We start from the raw sequence: 7,925 nt of genomic DNA on the forward strand, positions 1-7,925 counted from the left end.
CCCTTGAGACAATCGCTACGATGAGCGATGATCCACTCATCAGCCTGCCAGCAGCAAGCTGACACTCATCCGGCCCTCTGGGATGAGCCGTGGCCGTCTAAGCTACACCACTCCCTGGGACACGATCGAAATGGGCAGAGCTGACGCCTTGGAGCAATCCGACGCAACGCTGCGCAAAGTCACACGGCTGCAGGAAAAGCTCGCTCGTGTTCGCCAGGAAGTCCAACGCCTGGAAGGTATCGCGGAAACGCTGAATGATAAGCCTGACAGCCAGATTTCGCTGACTGATCCAGACGCCCGATCCATGGCGACATATGGCAAAGGCACGGGCCTGGTGGGCTACAACGTGCAGACAGCGGTTGATGTCGAGACGCATCTTATCGTCACGCACGAGGTCACCAATATCGGCAATGATCGATCGCAACTGGCTCCCATGGCCAAGGCGGCAATGGAAGCACTGAAGGTCGATAAGCTCGATGCCATCGCCGACCGTGGTTATTTCAACGGAGCTGAACTGCTCAGCTGTCATGAGGCCGGGATTACGGCAACGGTGCCGAGGCCGGAGACGTCGAACAACCGCAAGAAGGGCATGTTCGTGAAGGCTGACTTCGTCTACGACGGCGGCACAGACACGTATGTTTGCCCTGCCGGAAAGGCGCTGGCATACAGATATACCACGGAGGAAAAAGGACTGATGCTTCGGCGATACTGGCGCACGGATTGTCCGTCATGCCCCCTCAAGGCACAATGCACATCGGGCAAGGAACGGCGGATCACACGCTGGGAGCACGAGCATCTGATCGAAGCTATGTATTCCCGAATGGACGACAATCCGAGCCTCATGCGAACCCGGCGATGCACGGTCGAGCATCCGTTCGGAACCATCAAGGCGTGGATGGGCGCAACTCATTTCCAGATGCGCAGACTGAAAAACGTGAGAACGGAAATGGCGCTGCACGTGCTGGCCTACAACATCAAACGGATGATCAATATGATTGGCGCAAGAGCGCTCATCAGAGCCATAGCCGCTTGAAATGGAGGCTAAACGCCCTTTTGGCCCCAAAAGCCGCCAAACTAAACCACCGGGACTATCTGCGACGCCTTCCAGCATCCGATAGGCGCAAAATAGAGCCAATTCCGCCAGACCAAGCTCGATTACGAATTTACGGGATGCGCTGGTGTTTTCACACAGCCTCGGCCGATAGCCGTCATGACGCGAAAGCGCCAGACGCGGACGTTGCGCAGTGGATGCTCCGGCTATAGGCTTAATTTCGGTTCAGTTTGTAATGAGCGGATAATGACTTTAATCGATTTTGAGGCAATCCACTTCCCGGTCCTTCGCAGTTGGCTGGGCAGCGAGCGCGATGTCGTGCAGTGGGGCGGACCTGATCTTACTTATCCGATCACCGACGATCAGCTTGAACAGATTATTATCGAAGGGCAAACGTTACCGCCCAAGCGGCTATCCTGGATGGCTGTTAACGCCTCCCAGGCTATAGCAGGGCATATCCAATTAGCTGTGGACTGGAAAAATGGCGTCGCAAGGATTGGCCGCGTCATGGTCGCGCCAACAATGCGGGGACAAGGACTAGCTAAACCGTTGCTGGAAGCGGGATTGGAGCGGGCGTTCTCTCATCCGGAAATCGAGAGGACTGAGCTAAATGTCTATAGCTGGAACAGTGCCGCTATCCGAACCTACAACAAGGTCGGTTTTGTCCACGAGGGAGTGAGGCGGTCGTCTGCCAAAGTTGGTGACGAGAGATGGGACACCGCGATCATGAGCATGCTTCGTTTGGAATGGGAAATGGGACTGCCCAAATGACCGCTTCGGGCAAGGAGCGGCCCACCGCCCTGACATCGGTAAAACGGTACGCAAGCGGACGGAACCGATCGTAGAGTTGCGTTGAGTGGGCGATAGTTTATGAATTGCTGTAATTCCAACTGGCATTCAAGTTCATGCAGTATTCTCGCCTGCTTCTGTTGCTCAAGGAACTCGATACTGTGTCGTCTAACCAACTACCCAGAGGTGTTGGAATGAAGACGCTCATCGAGGCGCGCGATCACGGCATCATCGAACTCATAGGCGACATTCGGGCTGCCTCGTGCATCCTGACACCTAAGGGGAAGGAACTGAAAGAGAAGGTGCTGTGTCGACAGTCTATCAGGAATGGATTATATACCGACCTATCGTTACCAACCGAGACCGTTGGCGGTGGCGACTGAGGGTTAATTAGTGCGCTCGCCTTCGAAGAAGAGAGGGGAGCGTCATGCCTTCTTCCTTAAACGACAATAGCCATTCCAGTAGTCCAGACTTGCGCCCAATGTTGCGCGAATGGGCGTCAAGGTTCACACAGGACGCACATCTCCGAGAGCGCATTGTAGACGCAACCATCTTCAGGGTTGCAGACGCCCCCGAGCGCCTAAGTGGCACTTCCATCAAGAGATCACTCTACAAGATCGTCGTTCGGACAGCGCAGGAAACAGTTGCGTCGATAGACTGGCGCAAAGGACCGCTCGACATAGAGATGTATCCGGAAGACGAGTTCTACATTGTGCGCATGGCAAACGGGTCGAAGTCAGACGAGATGAAATTCATCAGCGAACGATCGGCGCGTAAGTACCTGAGAACACTCAAGCGGCGGTCTGTGATTACTCGGAAGGCGAAGCCAGACTAGGTTGCTTGCCGCTCTTGCAGCTCTTTGTCCGTTAGACGTCCGAGCACTTCGTTTGCCTGATCAATCGCCTCATGTAATCGCGTCAGGCGCTTAGAGAGTTCAATAAGGGCTTCTGCAATTGACCTTCGGATCAAGTAGAGCGTTGTTGTCGTTATCGGGCAACTGAGTCTCCATATCGCACTGAAATATGGAGCAAGCCTACGGGGCGTCTTCTTGCCTGAACCTTAATGAACGAGACAGTCCATCAGAATTCATGGAAGCATCACATTCCCTGATTAATCGCGCCCGATTGCCGACTTAAGCTACAGACGGCTATTGTCGTCACTGACGGGCGCTACAAGGCAGGCAACAGTAGCCGGCCCGCCTCACCGTCGGGCAAACTTAGACTTTCAGCGCTTATGATCGGTGTGACGACACGTAGTCAACAACCCCGCGCGAAAAGGGCCTTGACGGGGAGGAGGTCGCGGCAAGCTACTGGCAAGAGTATTTAACTGACGGTAGGACGCCAGAAGAATTCGCTGACGAAGACGCGTTGTTCTGGATCTGACTGACCTCACCGCCCTGACATCCAATGCAAGCTACAGCCAAGTAAGCAAAGACAGCATCGAGATCAGGATAAGCGGACTACACTGCGTCCTTGTCCAAAAACTCAGCCCGGATTCTGAGGCTTTCTTCGACCAAACGCTTAGATTTGACAGTGAGCAACGATATTGCTCGACCTTCCGCCCGGTCGCGTTTGAGCTTTGCGCACAAATACAAGAACACGGCTTCGAGTTGTTCTGTGGTGACGTCATGGCAGTCCGCGAGGCGCTGCGCAAAGTCAGTAACCATCTTCCCCTCCCATTTTCCCCGCATCTATTGAAACACAGAAGTTTAAATCGAGAGAGTTGTTTCGAATGAAAAGAAAATCAGGGTTTATTAAAAATTACCTTCCCGCCGATTCTTCCAGAATCGAAGCATTGTTATGGATATTATTAGAGTTGTGCTGCCCAAGTCCACAGGGGTTCGACCTGTTCTGCCGGGATATCCATCAGGCCCATCACTTTAGCTCGAACACAAACTGCGGCGCACCCGGTGGCACTCAGGGTGCAGCCCAGTCTGCGCAGAATAACGGCGGCAGCACCAATCCCGGCGCCGGTACGGCAGGAACTTCCTGGTAAGCCAGCGCTTAACAGTGCCAGGGAAAGGCCTCGCTTCGACGGGGCTTTTTTTATGGGGGATGCTCGAGGTAACTGCGTTTTGCGGTCGCGCACGCGAATACGTTGAATAGACGGACCCTGACATTCGGAGGTAAGGTCATCCCATTAAGGCGGCGGCACGCCGGCGAAGTCCCCTGAAACGGTAGCCCGACTCTCGGGCCAATCGTCCCCACACCCGTGAACTTTCCCGACATTCAAATGTTTGGGAATATGACCCGTCGCTTTCGCAACTAGCTTCTAGTGCTGTTGATCTCACTAACGATATGGGCAGGAGCACTTGCGGCGTTCGTCTGGCTTTTGTGACCCACCGCCCTGACATCCTCGGCTGCTTCGCGCCAACAGCGGACGTTCGCTATCTACTTCCATCTGCAAAGAAATGAGCCTTGGTGATTTTGAAGCCGATCGGCTTGTCTTGGTACGGCCTTTGCTTGCCGGGGGGATCACGTTCGAACACTTCTTGCCTGACAGGAGAGTTCAGCCAAGGAAGTCTGTCGCGTAGCGCTTCTGAGACCGGAGCGTCAGTAATTTGGATATCGAGACCAACGAAGCGCACTCCGGGAAAGACCTTGCCGATTTGCCCGGGTTTGATCTCGAATATCGTCTTTGGCTGGCTCTCGTCCAAGAAGGCAACAAAGGCCGGATATTCGTCGCTCCGGAAGGCCTTTACCTTCATCTGACCCGAAGCGTTTTTCAACAGTTCGAAGTCTTCGGCCTTGAGCGTTCCGATGCTACTCTTCGTGCCGAGGGTTAGAAGAATTGCTGTTTCCCAGAACCGCGCTAACGTGCCGCCCTTCTCATGCTCTACAGGTAGAAGGTAGACAGTGCCTTTTCCGGGTATATCCGCAATGAGTGCTTCGCCGTATAGGCGTGTGGCACCGCCGCTGCCGGTCAGACTATTGGTCACTCGCGCATAGTGGATTTCCATCACGGTAGATGCGTGCAACGATCTGCCATCAACGTCAAACCAAGCAATCACACGATATCGAACTTTGGCCTTTTCACCAGATTGACATCCCACCAAGGGCAGCGCCAATAGCGATGAGATCAGGCATCTACGTGAAACTCCGACCATTGGCCATCCTAATCCAAGCGAAGGTCCTTTTGATAAGCGATACGCCTTTAAGAAATCCTGACGTCACTGTCAGAATTTGAAAAATTGAAAGGTCCGCTTCGGGCCGAAAGCGGCCCCCACCGCCCTGACATCTGACCCCATTTACGCTGTTTCGTAGACGGAATGATCTCTTCCACATTTGGTGACCTGAGACCCTGAACTTCGTCCAGAATTTGGTAGAGTCCGTCACAACCAGGAGACGGACGAATGAAGCGTTCACGGTTCACGGAAGAACAGATCATCGGGATATTGAAGGAGCAGGAGGCGGGCGCGAAGACAGTTGATGTCTGCCGCAAGCACGGCATCTCGGATGCAACCTTCTACAAATATAAGGCGAAGTATGGCGGCATGGACGTGTCGGATGCCCGCAAGCTGAAGGCGCTCGAGGACGAGAACGCCAAGCTGAAGAAGCTGCTCGCCGAGGCCATGCTGGACAATGCGATCCTGAAGGATGTAGCTGCAAAAAATGTATGGTCCGCCTCGTCCGTGCAAGGGTACGCGACATCGTAAATGACGATTCCAGTTGCATAAATGTATCCGGCCTCTCGCGAGTGGGCTGCGGTTGCAGCCAGGCCATGATGAGATCCGCACACGCCGTTCCCAATAAATGGTTCGGGCACGAAGCCCGCTTTTTTGCACAGGACTTACGGCATGTTGATCCACTGTTTCGTCATCACTATTCCCGAGCCTTGCAATCGAGCCACGAGCTCAGGTGAAGGCAGGGTCCCTGCGTTCGTAGAGCGCTCCAGGCTTGGTCAGGACGACCCAGACAATCCGGGCCATTTTGGCGGCAAGTGCAACGACAGCTTTGTTCGGGTGCATTCGGGCTTGGAGGCCATCCAGCCAGTTCCCCAGACGGTCCTTTGTTCGGTCGAGATGCCGAAAGCATGATCGCGCGCCATGTACGAGCAGTTTGCGCACGTAGCGGTTTCCTCGCTTGCTGATGCCGAGAAGCTTTTGCTTTCCGCCGGTCGAGTATTCCCGCGGCACGAGGCCGAGCCACGCCGCCAGATCCCGGGCTTTGTGGAACTGCTTTCCACTGCCAACCGCGGCCAGAAGTGCGGTGGCCCCCAAGGCTCCGATACCGGGAATCGTCATGAGCCGTCGCGCCACGTCCTCTCGGCTGGCTACCGCTTCGATCTCGCGTGTGACGTCGCCTATGCGTTGCTCCAATTGGCGCAGATCGGAAAACAGATCTGCGAGCAGCTTGCGCATCGCCGACGAAAGGTCGTTTGATTGGTCTTCGAGAACCTGGGGTAGGTCGAACTTGAACAGACCCGCGCCTTGGCGCAGTGCGATCCCGTATTCGAGGCAGAAAGCCCGCATCTGATTGATCAGGCGCGTTCTCGTTCCGATCATCTGGTCTCGCACCCGGTGCAAAGCCTGAAGATCGGCTTGCTCTTCGCTCTTGAGTGCAGCAAACCGCATCGTAGGCCGCGTAGCTGCCTCAGCGATCGCCTCCGCATCGATGATGTCGGTTTTGTTCGACTTAACGTAGGGCTTCACGAACTGCGCGGGGATCAAGCGCTCCTTATGTCCAAGCGCCTGTATCTTCCTGGCAATCCACTGAGATCCTGCACACGATTCCATCCCTACGATTGCCGGCGCCGCGCGCTCGAAGAACTGTAGCAGCGTGTCGCGTCGGAAACGAACCTTCTGGACTGGGACGCCATCGCTTCCGAGACCGACAACGTGAAAGATGTTCTTGCCAATATCAATTCCGTAGACAGCCGCTGGGCGCGGCATATTGCGCTGTGGCATTGCAACCTCCTTCGGTTTGGCCGCCTCATGATGCGGCAGGAGGACGAGGCGGACCATCCCATTAATGGTGACGCCCGATGTGAAGCGGGATGCGGTGGCTCACGTCTGTGCGCAGCATGGAGTGAGCCAGCGTCGGGCGTGCGAGGTTCTATCGGTGGATCGGTCGAGCATGCGATATCGCAGCGTGCGGCCTGACGATGCGTCCATCCGCGAGGCCATGAAGAAGGTGGCGTCCCAGCGGCGGCGCTTCGGTTATCGCCGTATCCACGTCATGCTCGACCGGCAGGGGATCGTCATGAACCTGAAGAAGCTTCGGCGTCTCTACCGGGAGGAGAAGTTGACGGTGCGCAAGCGTGGCGGCCGAAAGCGGGCCTTGGGCACGAGACGTCCTCTGGCTCTGCCGTCGCGTCCCAACGAGCGCTGGAGCCTGGACTTCGTCAGCGATGCCTTCACCGACGGTCGCCGCTTTCGGGTTCTGGCCGTCGTCGACGACTTCACCCGCGAATGCCTATGCTTGGTCGCCGATACATCCCTGTCAGGCGCAAGGCTTGCCCGCGAACTGGATAGTCTCATCGCCAGACGCGGAAAGCCGAGGACGATTGTCTCGGACAACGAGACGGAGATGACCAGCATGGCCATCCTCAAATGGTGCCAGGAAACAAAGGTCGAATGGCACTACATCGCCCCCGGCAAGCCGATGCAAAACGGCTTCGTCGAAAGCTTCAACGGCAGCTTCCGTGACGAGTGCCTCAACGAGACCCTGTTCTCGTCGCTTGCTCAAGCCCGCGCCGCCATCACCGCATGGAAGGAGGATTACAACAGGAACAGACCCCACTCGTCGCTGGGCAACATCACCCCAAGCGAGTTCGCAATGAAAATGGCTATAGAAAAACGGGCCGCATGAGGCCAGATTGAAAACCCAATGACTCTCTCGAAAACTGGAGGGAAATTGGGTCTCAGGTCATGACGCCGGTCGTATGTGGCTGCGGCCTATACGGTGGTCATGTGTTAAGCGCCGAATACGTTCACCGAGTAACAGCAACCTCATTCGCTCTTGAACATGGGGTAATCGCGGGACGGTTTGCCCAAAGGCATTGCCTCAGCAATATCTGACATGGGTGGTTGCCCCCGGTAAGATGGAAATACGGGCTCACGTTTGGAACCGGGCCCAGCATCAAA

Annotated in this window: 5 protein-coding genes and 3 pseudogenes; 5 read left to right on the top strand and 3 right to left on the bottom strand. The window is 55.6% G+C overall.

Annotated elements, in window-relative coordinates; genetic code table 11:
- Positions 1-127: 127 nt before the first annotated feature.
- The 3 genes and pseudogenes from ACI3K0_RS30475 to ACI3K0_RS30485 form a co-directional block, all read left to right on the top strand.
- Positions 128-1,033: pseudogene (locus tag ACI3K0_RS30475) on the top strand (transposase); the annotation flags it as partial.
- Positions 1,034-1,297: 264 nt separating this feature from the next.
- On the top strand, positions 1,298-1,822 hold the full coding sequence (locus ACI3K0_RS30480; protein WP_206829637.1) for a GNAT family N-acetyltransferase: 525 nt from the start codon (positions 1,298-1,300) through the stop codon (positions 1,820-1,822).
- A gap of 212 nt (positions 1,823-2,034) precedes the next feature.
- Entirely contained in the window at positions 2,035-2,223 is a 189-nt protein-coding gene (locus ACI3K0_RS30485; protein ID WP_206829636.1) for a hypothetical protein, read from the top strand.
- 1,076 nt (positions 2,224-3,299) lie between these two features.
- On the opposite strand, the gene ACI3K0_RS30490 is transcribed toward ACI3K0_RS30485, so the two are convergent.
- Positions 3,300-3,506, bottom strand: coding sequence for a hypothetical protein (locus ACI3K0_RS30490; protein ID WP_148148881.1), 207 nt, complete (start codon positions 3,504-3,506; stop codon positions 3,300-3,302).
- 720 nt (positions 3,507-4,226) lie between these two features.
- Complete coding sequence (locus ACI3K0_RS30495) at positions 4,227-4,946, bottom strand: hypothetical protein (protein ID WP_404946966.1); 720 nt, start codon at positions 4,944-4,946, stop codon at positions 4,227-4,229.
- A 246-nt stretch (positions 4,947-5,192) separates the two neighbouring features.
- On the opposite strand from ACI3K0_RS30495, the pseudogene ACI3K0_RS30500 reads away from it, so the two are divergent.
- Positions 5,193-5,456 (top strand): annotated as a pseudogene (locus ACI3K0_RS30500) (transposase); the annotation flags it as partial.
- 237 nt (positions 5,457-5,693) lie between these two features.
- Here the strand turns inward: ACI3K0_RS30500 and ACI3K0_RS30505 are convergent.
- Positions 5,694-6,746 (bottom strand): IS110 family transposase, encoded by a 1,053-nt coding sequence (locus ACI3K0_RS30505; protein ID WP_206829275.1) that lies wholly within the window; start codon positions 6,744-6,746, stop codon positions 5,694-5,696.
- Between the two features lie 64 nt (positions 6,747-6,810).
- On the opposite strand from ACI3K0_RS30505, the pseudogene ACI3K0_RS30510 reads away from it, so the two are divergent.
- Positions 6,811-7,650: pseudogene (locus ACI3K0_RS30510) on the top strand (IS3 family transposase); the annotation flags it as partial.
- Between the last annotated feature and the right edge of the window lie 275 nt (positions 7,651-7,925).

It is taken from the genome of Rhizobium sp. ZW T2_16 (genome assembly GCF_044987325.1).
Classification (GTDB): domain Bacteria; phylum Pseudomonadota; class Alphaproteobacteria; order Rhizobiales; family Rhizobiaceae; genus Neorhizobium; species Neorhizobium cellulosilyticum.